The sequence below is a fragment of the Pseudoalteromonas sp. Cn5-37 genome, assembly GCF_021532495.1.
GTDB classification, from domain to species: Bacteria; Pseudomonadota; Gammaproteobacteria; order Enterobacterales; family Alteromonadaceae; genus Pseudoalteromonas; species Pseudoalteromonas simplex.
In genome coordinates, this window is record NZ_JAKGBA010000031.1 from 15,280 (window position 1) to 32,702 (window position 17,423).

At 40.1% G+C, this 17,423-nt stretch carries 17 protein-coding genes; 8 read left to right on the top strand and 9 right to left on the bottom strand.

The window, feature by feature from the left end; translation table 11 throughout:
• Window positions 1-211 precede the first annotated feature (211 nt).
• Window positions 212-670, top strand: a complete 459-nt coding sequence (locus L1266_RS19540; RefSeq protein WP_230237285.1) for a hypothetical protein — start codon at window positions 212-214, stop codon at window positions 668-670.
• 216 nt (window positions 671-886) lie between these two features.
• Here the strand turns inward: L1266_RS19540 and L1266_RS19545 are convergent, their stop codons facing one another.
• The 3 genes from L1266_RS19545 to L1266_RS19555 form a co-directional block, all read right to left on the bottom strand.
• Window positions 887-1,873 carry a hypothetical protein gene (locus tag L1266_RS19545; protein ID WP_230237283.1) on the bottom strand — a complete coding sequence of 329 codons (987 nt, stop codon included), beginning with the start codon at window positions 1,871-1,873 and terminating at the stop codon, window positions 887-889.
• A 215-nt stretch (window positions 1,874-2,088) separates the two neighbouring features.
• On the bottom strand, window positions 2,089-3,369 hold the full coding sequence (locus tag L1266_RS19550; RefSeq protein ID WP_118845455.1) for a Y-family DNA polymerase: 1,281 nt from the start codon (window positions 3,367-3,369) through the stop codon (window positions 2,089-2,091).
• Window positions 3,370-3,371: 2 nt separating this feature from the next.
• Window positions 3,372-3,794 carry a LexA family protein gene (locus tag L1266_RS19555; protein WP_036973999.1) on the bottom strand — a complete coding sequence of 141 codons (423 nt, stop codon included), beginning with the start codon at window positions 3,792-3,794 and terminating at the stop codon, window positions 3,372-3,374.
• A gap of 193 nt (window positions 3,795-3,987) precedes the next feature.
• Between L1266_RS19555 and L1266_RS19560 the strand changes: the two genes are divergently transcribed.
• Complete coding sequence (locus L1266_RS19560; RefSeq protein ID WP_036973954.1) at window positions 3,988-4,290, top strand: hypothetical protein; 303 nt, start codon at window positions 3,988-3,990, stop codon at window positions 4,288-4,290.
• A 198-nt stretch (window positions 4,291-4,488) separates the two neighbouring features.
• Here L1266_RS19560 and L1266_RS19565 read toward each other — a convergent pair whose 3' ends face one another.
• A complete protein-coding gene (locus L1266_RS19565) occupies window positions 4,489-5,553 on the bottom strand; it encodes a YeiH family protein (RefSeq protein WP_138557673.1) in 1,065 nt (354 codons plus the stop codon).
• A gap of 106 nt (window positions 5,554-5,659) precedes the next feature.
• Here L1266_RS19565 and L1266_RS19570 point away from each other — a divergent pair, with 106 nt between their 5' ends.
• Entirely contained in the window at window positions 5,660-6,541 is an 882-nt protein-coding gene (locus tag L1266_RS19570) for a LysR substrate-binding domain-containing protein (protein WP_138557674.1), read from the top strand.
• A 600-nt stretch (window positions 6,542-7,141) separates the two neighbouring features.
• On the opposite strand, the gene L1266_RS19575 is transcribed toward L1266_RS19570, so the two are convergent.
• The 4 genes from L1266_RS19575 to radC are packed head-to-tail and all read right to left on the bottom strand — an operon-like array spanning window position 7,142 to window position 8,913.
• The gene (locus tag L1266_RS19575) at window positions 7,142-7,381 is read right to left on the bottom strand and encodes a hypothetical protein (RefSeq protein WP_230237257.1); all 240 of its coding nucleotides are present in this window, start codon (window positions 7,379-7,381) and stop codon (window positions 7,142-7,144) included.
• 53 nt (window positions 7,382-7,434) lie between these two features.
• A complete protein-coding gene (locus L1266_RS19580) occupies window positions 7,435-7,995 on the bottom strand; it encodes a tyrosine-type recombinase/integrase (RefSeq protein ID WP_036973950.1) in 561 nt (186 codons plus the stop codon).
• Between the two features lie 12 nt (window positions 7,996-8,007).
• The gene (locus L1266_RS19585) at window positions 8,008-8,427 is read right to left on the bottom strand and encodes a DUF2787 domain-containing protein (protein WP_235378182.1); all 420 of its coding nucleotides are present in this window, start codon (window positions 8,425-8,427) and stop codon (window positions 8,008-8,010) included.
• Window positions 8,428-8,439: 12 nt separating this feature from the next.
• The gene (radC, locus tag L1266_RS19590) at window positions 8,440-8,913 is read right to left on the bottom strand and encodes a RadC family protein (protein ID WP_036973948.1); all 474 of its coding nucleotides are present in this window, start codon (window positions 8,911-8,913) and stop codon (window positions 8,440-8,442) included.
• A 125-nt stretch (window positions 8,914-9,038) separates the two neighbouring features.
• Here radC and L1266_RS19595 point away from each other — a divergent pair, with 125 nt between their 5' ends.
• From L1266_RS19595 to L1266_RS19615, 5 genes are all read left to right on the top strand, one after another.
• On the top strand, window positions 9,039-9,215 hold the full coding sequence (locus L1266_RS19595; protein WP_175079437.1) for an AlpA family transcriptional regulator: 177 nt from the start codon (window positions 9,039-9,041) through the stop codon (window positions 9,213-9,215).
• 160 nt (window positions 9,216-9,375) lie between these two features.
• Complete coding sequence (locus tag L1266_RS19600) at window positions 9,376-10,956, top strand: type I restriction-modification system subunit M (RefSeq protein WP_235378183.1); 1,581 nt, start codon at window positions 9,376-9,378, stop codon at window positions 10,954-10,956.
• Window positions 10,953-12,152 (top strand): restriction endonuclease subunit S, encoded by a 1,200-nt coding sequence (locus L1266_RS19605; RefSeq protein WP_235378184.1) that lies wholly within the window; start codon window positions 10,953-10,955, stop codon window positions 12,150-12,152. Before L1266_RS19600 ends, L1266_RS19605 begins: the two co-directional genes overlap by 4 nt.
• Complete coding sequence (locus L1266_RS19610) at window positions 12,152-13,153, top strand: Fic family protein (protein WP_235378185.1); 1,002 nt, start codon at window positions 12,152-12,154, stop codon at window positions 13,151-13,153. Before L1266_RS19605 ends, L1266_RS19610 begins: the two co-directional genes overlap by 1 nt.
• Window positions 13,154-13,220: 67 nt before the next feature.
• Window positions 13,221-16,355, top strand: a complete 3,135-nt coding sequence (locus L1266_RS19615) for an HsdR family type I site-specific deoxyribonuclease (RefSeq protein ID WP_235378186.1) — start codon at window positions 13,221-13,223, stop codon at window positions 16,353-16,355.
• A gap of 238 nt (window positions 16,356-16,593) precedes the next feature.
• Here the strand turns inward: L1266_RS19615 and L1266_RS19620 are convergent, their stop codons facing one another.
• The gene (locus L1266_RS19620; RefSeq protein ID WP_235378187.1) at window positions 16,594-17,229 is read right to left on the bottom strand and encodes a hypothetical protein; all 636 of its coding nucleotides are present in this window, start codon (window positions 17,227-17,229) and stop codon (window positions 16,594-16,596) included.
• Between the last annotated feature and the right edge of the window lie 194 nt (window positions 17,230-17,423).

Here is a 17,423-nt window from a genome sequence, read left to right on the forward strand (position 1 = left end):
GAATGTGTTTTTTTATAGTGTATGCTTTAATTTTTAGATGGTAAAGCGAAAATTAATGCATGAGCTAATTTTTAATGCTCAAAAAATATTATCTCAAATTCTTCTTAAAAAAGCCTGTTTTTCTTATAAATTTTGATTTTTTCACGCTGTTAAGCGCGATTTACTGGATAGCATAGGATGGTCGTCAGTTATTAATTATCTGGTGTTTTCTATGAATAATCAGCAATACTCAATGGCCGAGCGATGGCTTAATTTATTTGAGCTGTGTTTGGGTTTGATGTTTTTTAGTGCAGGAGCTTTCTATGCTTATCTGTTTTGTATGACAGGTAAAACTGATTTCATATTGCTATTTGTGACGTTCATAGGCTTTGTGGCTGGTATAGCAATGATAGGGAGAGCCATCGTTTGCATGTCTGCTTGGCACTCACATCACAATCAAAGGAGTTGTAATCGAATGTTTACTTTAAAACGAATTGGGCATGATGACGTTAAATTAAGTGATGTTAAGACGCTTGAAGATATAGTTAGAAAACTAGTTTCGTCATATGCTTCTATCCGTATTACTAAGAAGAGTGGGTTGAATAATGTTATCTTCGTTACCGTTGAAAATGGGGTTGTAAAGGATACATATACAGGAGAATTGATAGACTTTGAAGCATTGGGCAGTTAACACCATGAAAGTGTTTATATACTGGCTAATTCAAAACCCTAACATCTTAGCTATGATTTTATTAGCTTTCCTCTTACTCACCGCGATTATATTCATAATTTTATGCTTTAACTTTAGCCTGGCTTTAGGGCTGCTTTATTTAGTGTGTGAATACGCGGCTATACGCTTCCTACTAATGCCTTTCATTAGTGAAGTGCTGCGCCCATAGCTAGCGCACTAATAGAATAGCTTGGTACGCTCCATGAGCATGCTAATAGCATTAGACTCCCTGCTTTTAACTTTAGGTGATAGTAAATCTTTGAATTGCGCTGTTTCAAATACATGGAGATGGTTATCACCTTGTATTGATTTACAGTTAGGGCAAGTGTTTGCCCAGTACTTACCGCCGTATTGCTTAGAAAATCTCAGCTCAATTGTATAAGGGCGCGGAAATGGTGGTTCATCTTCGCAAAATGGCGTCCCTAACCACCAAAACACGGGGATTACTTCTGAACATCTATAGCAAGTTTCAATGTCGGCTATGAACGGCTTATCTGGGGATTTGCGAGCAGTTGTGTACAGCTCTCTAGGAATTGAGAACTTATCTGCAACAGCAATTATTTTAGAGCCTTTCTTGCTGGTATTGCTGCATGATTGGCAAAGCCTTGGTGATAGCTTTGAGTTTAGAGGTCGCCAATTGTATGGATCTTTAAGAACGTCAGAGGCATTAAGTTTGATCCAGCTTCTTAATGCCGAACCATTTGAAATGCTATATGGTCTCCAGTCTTGCTCTTGTTCAGATACAATTTCGATGCCCAAATAGATTGACTGTCCTTTATGGCTAAATTGCCCAATCACATCACATACTGAGTCATGGTAGTAATAATCAGTTTGAACCCCTTCAAATGTACAATATTTTATATCTCTTTGTATTTCTTTGAGGCATTGATAGCAATTTTGATGGATCTGTATTGTTGTCTCAGCCTTTTTGTTTTCTAAGATGACATCTTTAATTAGTTTTTTGGCTTTCTTATAACTATCACTTAGGCTGATGCAGTTGTTAGTTTTTGGGTGGATGAGCATCTTATTTTGCATAGAAGACAAATCACACATAAGCGCTTCACCACAATATGGACAAGTATAGGTTCCGCCCACTTGAATCGATTGAGCTGCAATTAAATGGCCTGAGTAATTGATACCAAATGGGACCGGTATTTCGTGCATATTTGTATCTTTATTTAAGGAATTATTTAAGATAGTCTGCTATACATGATTTAATAACATTAAAAAACACTATAGGTGCATCATGGAAATGCCCGATTTATCGCATAATTTTAAGCTATTCATGTTGGCTTTTAACATTACCATTCTTTCAATTGGGTTGGGTTATTTTATTTACTCTGGGGTTTATACCTTGGTAGGGTTCTTCTAAATAATCTTTATGCTTTCGCAATAGGTAAATCTGAAAGTTTTGTTGTATAACTCAAAGGTGCTAAATCATCTTTAGGCCGCCAAGACTGAGAGAACCCTTCACTTGCGAGCTTTATTGCACTACGTCCAAATTTTCTATTTATCTCATCAATGACCAACGTTTTTGAGCTAATATTCAGTGGTAAAGTCTCAGATAACAGTTCAAGTTGTTGCATATCATCGTGTAATGAAAGTTCTTCAAAAATAACGCCAGCTTTTTTGTATTTAAACCCCTTCTTATAAATAGCTTTTAATGCAAAGCTTGCATAAGACACCAGTGTTGATGTATCCGCGGTGGGGTAGGGTAGTTTAATTGATTGTGACTTATGATACTGCGGCTCTGCCTGTCTAAATGAATCTGTGTGGATGAATATTGTTATTGCCGATGTGTAAGATTTAAATCGACGAAGTTTAAACGCAGCCTTTGTTGCATGTGCTGTAACAGCTTCAGAAAGCTCCGTAAGCTCTATCACCGGTTTTCCCATACTCTGAGATACGCAAATTCTATCGCGAGAGTCGTTTACATCTTTCAATTCAACCGCAGATTTTCCTCGTAACTCTTCCACAGTACGGGCAAGAACAACTGTGAACGTCTTTTTGATCCAACTAATGTCGGCATTTTTAAGGTCATACCCCGTATAGATTCCAAATTTATTTAGCTTTTTAGTAGTTCTACTTCCAACCCCCCAAATATCCTCTACAGGAGTATGTTTGAGAGCCCAATCAATTTTGTATTGTGAATCTAATACAACCACACCATTGGTGTGTTCTTTCCACTCTTTCTTTTTGGCGCAGTGACTTCCAAGTTTCGCTAGTGTCATTGTCTGAGATATACCCAAGCCACAACTAATACCTAAGTTCCTCTTAAGTGTCCTCTGTATGGTGTGTGCGTAGTCTTTTATATCTTTTGTAAAGTTTATATCGATGCGCCCAAAGCATTCATCAACAGAGTATCGTATTGTATCGAATAGGAAGTACTCTAACTCGGTATGAAAACGGTTACTCAAATCACCAAACAGCGTGAAATTACTCCCCCACAAGTGACCACCATGCGCAGCCACCAGTTGTTTAACTTTAAATGCTGGCTCTCCCATTTTGATACCTAAATCTTTGATAGCTTGATTTCGAGCTACAACATTGCCCTGGTTAGAACTAAGAACGCCAAGAGGGGTTTTATCAAAGTCGTATTGGGGGTTAAAGAGTTGGCAAAACGAAACGTAAGCAGCATTGATGTCGCAAAGAACCCACATAATTAGAATATCTTGATTAAACCAGTGACAACGCCCCAGACTACATGAGTATCCCAGTCATTGTTTTCATCGATATCAATTTCAATTGGCTCGAAGTCGGGGTTTTTACTAATAAAAACGGCTTTGTTGTTTTTTAATTGTAGTTCTTTCACAACAAATTCGTTGTCTAATGTAGCTAATACGATTCGTCCAGTTTTAATTGTTACTGACCTATCTACAACTATTATCGAGCCGTCAGTAATGTCTGGGGACATGCTGTTGCCTGACACCCTGAATAGGAATGTACTACTAGGGCGCTTAATTAGGAGCTCATCTAAACTGATTGAGTCGGATAGGTGATCTTCGCATGGATTGGGGAAACCTGCAGCAACTGAAAAGTCTGCAATAGGTAATTCTGTGGTTGAAGGGGTAAGTTTGCTAAGCATAATCACAAAATACTGTACAAATAAACAGTAATTTTAGATGTGAATATTCCACATTACAACCAAGAAGTTTCTTTTAGGCTCGCGGTCTATGTGATTTCATCAATTATTAGTTAAATTTAAACCTTTTTCCCAGAATCAGGCGCGATTTAATGCATATGATAGCTTTGGCAAAAATATATGAGCTGGAGTAACTATGGATTTATGTTCAATTTCTGCGGAAGACGGTGATAAAGCTGTTTTCTTCAATGGGGTTTTGATTGCATACTATAATGCAGCAACTGATGAGCCAAACGTGTTATCTTTTGTTGAAAGTGTTGCTGATAATTTGAGTAGCGCTTCTGGTGCCAATATTAAAAAGGCGAAAATAGACAAAGCTCCTGACTTTGTTCATTGGGAGCAGAGCAAACAAGTAGAGAATATACTTTGGCCCAATGAAACAGCTAAACCTCCTATTTCTGATTTTTTCTCTCCAATTGAGCTGAATTCTCAACCATAAACATTCATAATAGTTTATCGCTTGACCGCTAAATTTTGCCTTCGCAGGTGCGGTCAAGCGCTCCTCTTAAAAAATCATGTAGTAAATTTTTATTACTGTATTTGAGAGAGATTTCACGTCTACTCGCTAACGACTAGGAAGCAAGATCAGACTAATCATATTTTGCACTTTTAACGATTCGCCTGTAGTTGAACCCAACTATAAAAGTGCTTTTACTCCAGTGTTAATTCCGAAACCGCCTAACGTTAAAAATATAAACAAACAACTTCCCAAAAGTAGGGGTCTTATTCCAGCTTGACGAATTGCCCCAATGTGAGTTCGTAGTCCCAATGCCACCATGGCGATAGTGAGTAATATATTATCAAACCACACAATATTGTTTGTTGTACTCTGAGATAGGTTAATTAGTGAATTACATCCACTTACTAAAATGAAGTAAACCGCAAACCAAGGAATTGATAGGTCTGAAGATTTTTCTAAGTTATAGTTTTTCTTTGTATCCTTTCGTTTTTGCCAATATGATAAACCAAACAAAAATGGGGCAAGCATCATTACCCTTAACATTTTTTCAATTACTGCCGTGTCGGCTGCATTTGCACTAATAGCGGTACCCGCAGCAACTACCTGAGCTACTTCATGAATGGTTGAACCAACAAAAATACCGTATTCGTATTCACTCAACCCTATATATTCAAACATTAAGGGGTAAGTAAACATACTTAGGGTTCCAAATACAACGACTGTTGCGACCGCAATAGATACTTTATGTGCTTGTGCTTTAATAACTGGTTCTGTTGCCATTATTGCTGCAGCACCACAAATAGAGCTCCCAGCACCAATAAGAATAGTTGTTTGCTCATCAAGTTTAAATAAACGTTTACCTAACTGAATTGCTAGGATAAATGTACCTAGTAATATGGCTAAATCAATAACTAGCCCTAACCAACCAATTTCTGTTATTTGTGAGAATGTAATTCTAAAGCCAAATAAAATGATGCCAGCTTTAAGTAAGAAGCTTTTTGCGTAGTCTACTCCAATATCAGTATGAGTTGCGATACGGGAAAACAAACTGTTTCCTACTATGATGCCGAGGATAATTCCAATAGTGAGTGAACTAACTTGTGCATTTTGCAAAACGGAAAGTTTACTTAGGGCTATTGATATACTTGCTAATGTAATTACCAACATTAGGCCCAACCACCATCGACTATCTGTGAGTTTTTTTGTTTGGGATTTAAATAGACACCGCGTATAGAACAACATAAACGTCCTTCAATAAATTGCTTTATTTACTTGACTGCATTTTAGAAAGACCCAAAATATAACTCCAATACATTAATTTTATGATTTAATAACTTAAGGTTATCTTATGAACTTGAACGCATTGAGAGTCTTTTATACTGTAGCGAAATTGCAAAGCTTCTCGGGTGCGGCAGAAACTCTTTTCATTAGTCAGCCAGCGGTATCTAAAGCGTTAAAAGAGCTAGAGCATCAATTAAGTCTTAAACTTATCGAACGTGCCACAAAAGGGAGAAAACTCGCATTAACTGAGGGCGGAGTTGCTTTATATGAACATGCTCGTAATATTTTTGCTATTGAAAAGACGGCAATAGACGATATAAAGTCACGTACCGGACTAAAGCGTGGCACAATTGTCATTGGTACTAGCACTACAATTGCAAGTTATTGGTTACCACCTTACTTAGCCAGGTTCTGTAGTGCTTACCCAAATATAAAAGTTGAAGTGAAGGTCGAAAATACGGAAAAGATTGAACATGCGTTGCTTGAGTGCTCAATTGACTTGGCTCTTGTTGAAGGGACACCAACAGAAAAAAAGATAGTACCTACACACTGGCAAGATGATTTGATGAGTGTCGTTACCCCACCTCATTTTAAGCCTAGCCCTAATATAAATGAATGGCTTAACCAACAGTTTTGGTTACTCCGTGAGCCAGGCTCTGGAACACGTGAAATGTCAGTTAAAATGTTAGAAAAACAAGGTATAAAAGTTAGCAATAGTATGCAACTAGGGAGTAATGAAGCTATAGCTCGCTCAGTCGCACAAGGAATGGGAATAGCCATATTGCCAAATGTGGTCACAGAAGATTTAGTGCAACTAAAAAAGTTAAAGCGCTTGAGTCAAGTTAAAGGTGAAATGCTATCTAGGCCTCTATATCAGTTACAATGCCGAGGTAGATCTTCTTCACATTCTGCCGAGGCATTAAAAAGAATTTTATTTTCAGAAGTTTAGCTTCAAGTGCATCCGCAAGTTTAGTTTCTTCACTACTTTTAGTTCACTCAAACCATTTTCGTAGGTTAGGTATCTTCTAGAAAAATGATATCTTTTCCCTGACTTTTAGCTACATTACTAGTTTGTGCCGTTTTAACAAGGTGCGGTATCGCATTGTGCCTGCAAAATTAATATTGAGAGTTAAAGCTTCGTTTATTTGAATATTTAAAGTCAGATCAAGTGCGTCGTTTTCAAATATTGAGTAAGTCAGCTTGCTCATTCCTATAGCGAGATTATTACTATCTTGATACAAATAGCTCCAATTTCATTCAAGAATGACAATATCTTTTATCAACGAAGTTACTTTCTAAAACCGAATACCAAATAGTATGGTTTAGGGTTGCAATTTTTTCGTTATAGTCAGAGGTAATATTCTAATTAAGACCTGTGCTTCTCATAATTCGTTTTAACGAGGTTTTGAGACCTTCAACTAGCTAAATAAGATCAAGCCCTTATTATATAAGGGCTGGCAAGTTCACAAAATACCATTATGAGAACCTAAAAAAATAAACGGTGCTATTACGCTATAAAAGAGTGCTCAATATGAGCACTCGTATTTAACTAATCAAACAAACTAGCAATGCCAGCAACTACTCCACCAGCTACCGCCAGAGGGATTGTAACAGGCGCAGACGCAACACCTGCACCAATTACTATTGCGCCAGATGTAAGTGCTCCAACGGCTGCACCGGAGCCTATAGCCACTGCTGTTCTGCTTACGCTAGAGTCACTACTGCCAGTTATCTGTTTTGATAACTCATTACCAACTAAGCCGCACGAAACGGCTTTATTTAAAGACATAATGTTTTCCTTTTAGTTAAGTAACACGAGCACCAGAATGGTGCTGTTAGGGTTTATAGCTCTAGTTCTTCAAAGTCTTTGTCTATTTCCTCCTGTGTTATGCCTATGTAACGAAGTGTGGTTGCTTCGGAGCTATGGCGGAGCATTTTCATTACTCGGGCGATGTCATGGGTTTTCTGATACAAGTGATAACCGCGTGTTTTACGCATTGAGTGAGTCCCCAAATGAATATTTAGTTCTTCACCTACTAACGCAAATGCTTTTGTGACAGCTCTGCGTGATAGCGGTCTAGGCTTTGAATTAATCGCTTGTTGATTGCGGTATGATTGAAATAAGTAGATGTGGTGTGGATGAGTTAGTTTAATTTCGTTGATCAAGGTAAGCGCCTTATCATTTAGCTTTATTTCAGCTAATTTCGAGGTCTTTGACTCATAAATAATCAACCTATTGTTACTTATGTCAGTAAACTTCACTGCAAGTAAGTCAGATATTCTAAGCGCGAGATTTAAGCCAATATTCCATATCTGGCTCATTTGTCTTGAGCAACGCTTTTCTAGTAAATAGCTAACGAGCCTTACTGTATCAAGATCTTTAACTGCTTGTACTTCAGCCATAAAAACCTCCCTTTACTCAGTAGTAACAGTTACCTGATAACAACCTGTGTTGTAGTACTCAACAAAGTTTGAAATGAATAGGTCTAATAGCTCTTTACCTTCCTTAGCGTTCAACCAACCAGCTAAAAAGTGATAAACCTGCTTAATGCTGAAGCACACATCAATTTCTTTTATCAGTTCAGGGGTATGACGGCCCTGATACGAGAAGTCAGTAATATAAATAAGCTGCCAGCTGGTGGCCTTCTTTTCTAACCTAACCTCTACAGGGTGAAAGCCTCCAGCTTCAGGGCTGTAATCTGGATCTCTAAAGTTAAGTGTAACCGCCTTAGCTGTTCCTACAGAATCACCTCTATTAGCAACTGCGCTTACAATCACACTAATAAAAGAGTTAGGCACTTTTAAGCCTGCTACTTGCTCTATTTTTAACGTCATATTTAACTCCTTTTAAATTAAACCATGTTCAGCAAATGAATACGTGCTCTCGCCAATGATGATGTGATCAAGCACTGATACATCAATTAGGTTAAGTGCCTGTTGAAGCTTGGTAGTAATAAGCTTGTCTGCTTGAGATGGGGTAGTAACGCCGGAAGGGTGGTTATGCGCTAGGATAACGGATGCAGCATTAAGCTCCAGCACCTCTTTAACGACTTCTCTAGGGTAAACACTAGCTGCGTTAATAGTGCCTCTAAATAGCTCTTTAAACTCCAGTATGCGGTTCTGGCTATCTAAAAAAAGTACGGCAAAAACTTCATGCTCATGTATCGCGAGTTTATGTTTCAAGTACTCCTCGCAATCATTAGGGCTATTTAGTACACCATCTCTAAACTGCTTCTGAGCGATGATGTAGGCAGCAGCTTCTAGTATCTGTTTATCATTTACCGGATGCTTAAATTCATATAACGACTGTTGACCTTGCATTATTAATTCCTCTTAAGTGGTTTATGCAAGTTAGTGATGTATATGTGTAAGTTTTTCATTTGAGAGACATAAAAAAATACTGGTCCCGGAAAGGTTATGTACTAATAACCAACCGGAGAAATTCCATGCGTTTAATTAAACTGAAAGAAGTGATGGCAAAAACATCACTGGGTCATTCAAGTATCTATAAATTTATTGCTGAAGGTACTTTCCCTAAGCAAGTCTCGTTAGGGGCTAAGTCGGTGGCATGGGTTGAGTCAGAAGTGGATGATTGGATAATGGAGAGAATAGGTGAACGATAAGAGAGTTAAGTCGTTTATATCTCTAAGTAGCAGATTGATTATAGAAAATTTATGATAGTATAACTTTCATTGAAGGTAAGTGAATTAGAGTCAATGCTGACTCTAATTCACTTACTAAAATGTGCAGATAAAAGATAATATGCCTTAAGGGAATTTATTGATGACAAGTTTACAACAACGTGCCGAACTTCAACGCCAAATATGGGCGATTGCCAACGATGTCCGAGGCTCAGTGGATGGCTGGGATTTTAAGCAATATGTACTGGGTACGCTGTTCTACCGCTTTATCAGTGAAAACTTTGTCAACTACATCACAGGCGGTGACGAGAGTGTTAACTATGCCGCCATGTCTGACGATGATGAAAACATCCAATTTGCCAAAGATGATGCCATTAAAACCAAAGGCTATTTTCTTTACCCTAGCCAGTTGTTTAGCAATGTAGCGGCTAATGCACACAAAAACGAAAATTTAAATACGGATTTGGCTGCAATTTTTGCTGCAATCGAAAACTCAGCCAATGGTTATGATTCAGAAAAAGACATCAAAGGCTTGTTTGCGGATTTTGATACCACCAGCAATCGTTTAGGTAATACGGTTACTGCAAAAAACGATCGTTTAGCAAAGGTATTAAAACGAGTGTCTGAGCTTTCTTTCGGTGAGTTTGAAGACAACCAAATAGACTTGTTTGGGGATGCCTACGAATTCCTGATTTCAAACTATGCCGCCAATGCGGGTAAATCCGGTGGCGAATTTTTCACCCCTCAGCACGTTTCAAAATTGATCGCACAGCTGGCCATGCACGGCCAAACCAGCGTCAATAAAATCTATGACCCTGCGGCGGGTTCGGGCTCGTTGCTTTTACAAGCTAAAAAGCACTTTGATGCGCATATCATTGAAGATGGTTTTTTTGGCCAAGAGCTCAACCACACTACTTACAACTTAGCGCGTATGAATATGTTTTTGCACAACATTAACTACGACAAGTTTAATATTCAGTTGGGTGATACCTTAACAGAGCCACATTTTTTAGACGACAAGCCGTTTGATGCCATTGTCTCTAACCCGCCTTATTCAGTGAAATGGATTGGTAGCGACGACCCAACCCTAATCAACGATGACCGCTTTGCGCCCGCAGGCGTACTTGCGCCTAAATCAAAAGCCGACTTTGCCTTTGTGCTGCATGCACTGAGTTACCTATCAAGCAAAGGTCGTGCAGCCATTGTTTGCTTCCCCGGTATTTTTTACCGTGGTGGTGCTGAGCAAAAAATTCGCCAATACCTTGTAGATAATAACTACGTTGAAACCGTGATTTCACTTGCACCAAACCTGTTCTTTGGCACCACCATTGCGGTAAATATCTTGGTACTGTCAAAACACAAAAGCGACACTACTACCCAGTTTATCGATGCCAGTGGCCTATTTAAAAAAGAAACCAATAACAACGTGTTAACGGATAACGACGACGAAAAAAATCCGGGTCATATTCAGCAAATCATGAAAGTGTTTGCCAGCAAAGAGAACGTGGAACACTTTGCTAAATCGGTAGATTTGGATGTTATCGCAGGCAATAGCTATAACCTATCGGTAAGTAGTTATGTGGAAGCCGAGGACACTCGCGAGCTAGTGGACATTACTGAGCTTAATGCCGAACTTAAAACCACCGTTGCTAAAATTGATGCGCTTCGCAGTGATATTGATGCCATTGTGGCAGAGATTGAAGGTGAGGAGGTTGAGGCATGAGTAATTTGAGTTATTTAGAGAAGCTATTTGATGGGGTTGAAGTTGAGTGGCTGCCATTGAAAGATGTTCTGGTGCGCACTAAGGGGACAAAAATAACGGCCGGACAGATGAAAACCCTTCACAAAGATGGAGCGCCATTAAAGATTTTTGCAGGAGGTAAAACTGTTGCCTTTGTGGGTTTTGAAGATATACCTGAAAAGGATGTAAATCGAGAGCCGTCCATTATTGTAAAGTCCCGAGGTGTAATTGAGTTCGAGTATTACGAAAAACCGTTCTCACATAAAAATGAAATGTGGTCATATTACTCGGATAATAATGCGATCCATATTAAGTTTATATACCATTTTTTGAAATTGCATGAACGCCACTTTCAAGGCATCGGTAGCCGAATGCAAATGCCTCAAATTGCAACGCCAGATACTGATAAATTTCTCGTGCCCATCCCATGCCCAGATAACCCAGAAAAATCGCTGACAATACAAGCTGAAATTGTACGCATTCTGGACGCATTTACCACCATGACCGCCGAGCTGACCGCCGAGCTGACCGCCGAGCTTAACCTACGGAAAAAACAATACAACTACTACCGCGACCAGTTGCTAAGTTTTGACCTGTCTGCCGATCAGGCAGGAGAGGGTGAAGTTGAGTGGGTAAAATTAAGTACAGTAGCCAATATCAAAAACGGCAAAGATTGGAAGAAGTTGGGAGCGGGCAACATCCCTGTTTATGGCTCTGGCGGAATCATGCAGTATGTGGATACTTTTGCTTACAACAAACCAACTGTATTAATACCAAGAAAAGGCTCTATAACTAATATTTTTTATGTAGATGAGCCCTTCTGGAATGTTGATACGATTTACTACACAGAATTAGACTTAGATAAAATCATTCCAAAATTCTTTTATTATTTCATGACAACTATTGACATGATGCAATTAGATACTGGGTCAGGTAGACCAAGCCTTACGCAGGCGATTTTGAATGAAATTAAGATTCCTTTACCAACACTTGATGAGCAAGCTCGTATTATCAGTCTTTTGGATAAATTCGACACCTTAACAACTTCGCTGCAAGAAGGTCTCCCTCGCGAAATCGAGTTACGCCAAAAACAATACGAGTATTATCGTGACCTGTTGTTGAGCTTCCCTGCCAGTCCGGCAGGCGGGCCGAAATCTCATTCAGATGAGGCAGCCTAATGGCCTATCAACCACCTTTTACCATCACCACCGATATTTTGAACTTGGTGGCGCAAATCAGCCAGCAGGTGGGTGAATTAAATGCCAGCCAGCTCAATGCCTCGCCGCAACTGCGCAAGCAAAACCGCATCAAAACCATCACCGGCACGCTGGCGATTGAAGGCAATAGCTTAACTGAAGAACAAATTACCGCCATTGTTGAGGGTAAGCCTGTGCTGGGCAGCGTGCGTGAGCTGGCCGAGGTAAAAGGCGCGATTGCCGCTTATGATGCACTGCCTGCATTCACACCCAGCGAGATTTCCGATTTACTCACGGCTCACGGTTTAATGCTGTCAGATATTCTTGTGAATGCCGGTGAGTTTCGCAGTAAAAGCGTGGGTATCCATAAAGGTGGTGTGGTGCACCATGTTGCGCCGCCTGCGCATCAGGTATCCGGTTTAATGGCTGATTTAATCCAATGGCTTAAGCAAACAAAAGATCACCCATTGATCGCCAGTTGTGTATTTCATTACGAATTTGAGTTTATTCACCCCTTTGCCGATGGTAACGGCCGAATGGGGCGGTTATGGCAAACGCTGATTTTATCCAAGTGGCATCCGTTGTTTTTATCTTTGCCGCTAGAAAGTGTGATTAAAGACCATCAGCAAGCCTATTATCACGCCCTAGAGCAGGCCGATAACCAAGCAGACAGTACGCCGTTTATTCATTTTATGTTGTCGGTTATTCAGCAAACGCTGGCGCAAAATGCCTCTGTAAATGCCCCTCTAAAAGAAGGTGAAAACGCCCCTGTAAATACCCTTATCAATGTAACGGGCCTTAAAACGCCTGAGGCTATTTTAGCATTGCTCAGTAACACGCCCGAGCTAACCCGACAACAACTCGCTGATACCTTGAATAAAGACGTGAGAACCATTGGCCGTGCCATTAGCAAGCTGCAAAAAGAAGGCAAGTTAACCCGAATAGGCTCAGATAAAACCGGCCACTGGCAAGTTACTTCATAATGCGATGCTGTGGCTATTTCCATTTTGGAAAACACCACTGCTAACCAAAAGAAAAGGATGTAAACGAATGACGACGTATAAAACGGTGGCAGAATCGAATAACTTTATTGTGTTAGATAAATACACTAAAGCCTGGCAAGTTAATGAAAGTTTTCAAAGCGAAGCCGATTTAGAACGTGAGCTGATCCAGGACCTAAGCAACCAGGGCTATGAGTATGTGCCTGCGCTAACGACGCCAGACGCCATGATGGCGAATGTGCGTAAGCAGCTACAAGCCCTTAATAAGGTTGAGTTTACCGATGCCGAGTGGGCTCGTTTTTGCGAGCAATACTTAAACACCCCAAGCGATAATATACTTGATAAAACTCGCAAGGTGCACAGTGACTATATCTTCGATTTTGTCTTTGATGATGGCCATATAGAAAACATTTACCTGTTCGACAAGAAGACCATTGCTCGTAACAAAGTGCAGGTGATTAAGCAGTTTGAGCAAACGGGCCAGTCTGCCGGACAGGCAGGCAGCCATACTAACCGTTATGATGTGACGATTTTGGTCAATGGTTTGCCTTTGGTGCAAATTGAACTGAAAAAGCGTGGTGTGGCAATCCGTGAGGCGTTTAATCAAATACATCGCTACAGCAAAGAAAGCTTTAATAGCGAGAACTCGTTGTACAAGTTCTTGCAGCTGTTTGTGATCTCTAATGGCACCGACACGCGCTATTTTGCCAATACCACGAAGCGCGACAAAAACAGCTTCGACTTTACGATGAACTGGGCGAAGTCAGACAATACGCTGATCAAGGATTTAAAAGACTTTACCGCCACCTTCTTCCAGAAAGAGACCTTGCTTGAAGTGATCTTGCGTTACTCGGTGTTTGACGTCAGCAATACCTTACTTGTAATGCGCCCCTACCAGATTGCGGCCACTGAGCGCATTTTATGGAAGATAAAGAGCGCGTTTAACGCTAAGAACTGGAGCAACACCGAGAGCGGTGGATACATTTGGCACACCACTGGCTCAGGAAAAACACTCACTAGCTTTAAAGCGGCACGTTTGGCCACCGATTTAGACTGTATAGATAAAGTCTTCTTTGTGGTGGACCGAAAAGACCTCGACTATCAGACGATGAAAGAGTATCAGCGCTTCTCACCTGATAGTGTGAACGGTTCAGACAGTACCGCAGGGCTTAAGAGTAATCTGGATAAAGACGATAACAAGATTGTCGTCACCACAATCCAAAAGCTCAACAACTTAATCAAAAGTGAAAGCGATTTAGCAATCTACAACAAGCAAGTGGTTTTTATTTTTGATGAGTGTCATCGAAGCCAGTTCGGTGAAGCGCAGAAAAACCTGAAGAAGAAATTCAAAAAGTACTACCAGTTTGGCTTTACCGGTACGCCAATTTTCCCTGAAAACGCCTTGGGTGCTGAAACCACGGGCAGCGTGTTTGGCCAGCAGTTGCACACGTATGTGATCACTGATGCCATTCGTGATGAAAAAGTACTCAAGTTCAAAGTGGACTATAACGATGTTCGTCCGCAATTTAAGCGCATTGAGACTGAGCAGGATGAAAAGAAGCTCAGTGCCGCAGAGAACAAGAAAGCGTTCTTACACCCGATGCGCATTCGTGAAATCTCGCAGTATATTCTGAACCATTTTAACCAGAAAACGCATCGAGCCTATTCTGGTGCCAAAGGGTTTAACGCTATGTGTGCGGTCAGTAGTGTTGATGCAGCGAAAGCCTACTATGAAACCTTCAAAACATTGCAGGCCGAGGCCGAAAGTGGACCTACAAGTAAACCTCTGCGCATCGCGACTATCTTCTCATTTGCAGCCAATGAAGAGCAAGACGCCATTGGTGATATTTTAGATGAGAGTTTTGAAGTTAGTGCCATGAACAGCAGCGCAAAAGAGTTTTTGAGCACCGCGATTAACGATTACAACGCCATGTTTAAATCTAACTATGGCGTAGACAGTAATGGTTTTCAGAACTACTACCGTGACCTTGCCCAGCGCGTGAAGAATCAAGAAATAGATCTGCTTATCGTGGTGGGTATGTTTTTAACGGGCTTTGATGCACCTACGCTCAATACTTTGTTTGTTGACAAGAATTTGCGCTATCACGGCTTGATGCAGGCGTTTTCTCGCACTAACCGCATTTATGATGCAACGAAGACCTTTGGCAATATTGTTACCTTCCGGGATTTGGAGCAGGCAACCATTGATGCTATCACTTTGTTTGGTGACAAAAACACCAAAAACGTGGTGTTGGAGAAGAGCTACAAAGAATACATGGAAGGCTTTAACGATATTGCTACTGGCCAAGCGCGTCGAGGTTTTGTTGATATCGTAAAAGAGCTGCAAGAACGTTTTCCAAACCCAGAAAATATTGAAAAAGAACAAGATAAAAAAGAATTTGCCAAGCTGTTTGGTGAATACCTAAAAGCAGAAAATATTTTACAAAACTACGATGAGTTTGCTGGATTAAAAGCGCTGCAAAGCTTAGATACCAGTGATGAACAAGCTGTTGAAGCGTTCAAGTCAAAGTACTATCTGGATGATGCTGACATCGAGGCAATGCAAACCATCGATATGCCAAGCGAGCGTGCTATTCAAGATTATCGCTCTACCTACAACGATACGCGCGACTGGTTGCGACGCGATAAAGAAGGTCAGGACAAAGATAAGTCAACGGTAGACTGGGACGATGTGGTCTTTGAAGTTGATTTGCTTAAATCGCAAGAAATCAACCTCGATTACATTCTTGAACTGATTTTTGATCACAATAAGAAGAACAAGAGCAAAGAGGGCTTGATTGAAGAAGTTCGTCGTATGATCCGCAGTAGCCTTGGCAATAGAGCGAAAGAGGGTTTAGTCGTTGATTTTATTAACCAGACAAACCTGGATGAGATAAATGATAAAGCCAGCATTATCGACGCCTTCTTCAAGTTCGCACAGGCAGAGCAGAAGCGCGAAGCTGATGCCATTATCGCCTCTGAAAAGCTCAATATCGATGCTGCCAAGCGCTATATTGCCTCATCACTCAAACGTGAGTACGCTTCTGAAAATGGCACTGCGCTAAATGAGGCTCTGCCAAAACTTAGCCCATTGAATCCACAGTACCGAACACAGAAGCGGACGGTTTTTCAGAAAATTGCCGCTTTTGTTGAAAAGTTTAAAGGTGTTGGGGGGCAGGTTTAAATGACATTTTCTATACTAGTCAGAACGGTTTAAGCCTATACAGCGAAGAGTAAATGGCTTAAGGCGTTCATAATCCTTTTAAGGACTGTTGCTTGGGAGTTTAAACTCTTTGAGTAAATCATAGTTAAACTAAATTGTATTCACAAAGAGTCTGTTACAGGTTCTTAAATGGCATGTTTTAAGGGAAGCAGCACTTCCCTTAAAAAACTAAAAATTAACCCCTCGTAAGTACATGGCTTTATGCTTTGGCGAGTTTACCTTCAATTATCCATTCCTCGCGGTTTTGAATCCATACACCTCTCACGATACAATCTCCAAAATCATCAATTTCTACTTTATTAAATTTAATACTTGCATATTCCTCATCATCATTAAAATCCAAGTATCTAACAGGTAATTTAGAGGCAAAGTAAAAACCTCCTTCAGCATTATTCCAGATAGACCTACCCGAACATTTGAATTTTCCGTCGTCATCTTTACCCTCAAAAGAAAAAATAACCTCTTCATATTGCACTAGTACGAGTGAATTAACATCTAATTGCCATTCTCCATTTTCTACTTCTAAATAACCAGAGAATTGAAAATCCTTAGTTGATATATTAGTTATAGGTACATTCTGCTCAAGAAATTTTTCAAGTCTGCCTTGGTTGATATCCATCTTTGGGGCAGTGAACAAATTACATTTATCTGATGAGATTGAAGTGAAATTGAAAGTGGGCTCAATCTTTTTAGGGCCTTTTCTTTTTTGAAGTTCAAAAATGACAGTTAATGGGGAGGTTCTACCTCTTGATAATGAGTTTATTACTGCTTCAAAAAAATCATTATCTTTCTGCCCATATTTCAAGATGATGACTTTTAAATTAGTTAATTCCATTAGCCAATATTGAAAAGAACTTAAGTCTTCAATGAAAAGCTGACAATTCGTAAAGTTTAACCTCAGGAAGGCGTTGTTTCCTAAAAGTTTGAACTATCTTGCCAGCCTGTGATCAGATCATCTATATCCTACTAGCCCGTGCAACAACAATGAGCAAAATCACAAACTGGTCTCACTATAATCAAGCCCTCGTT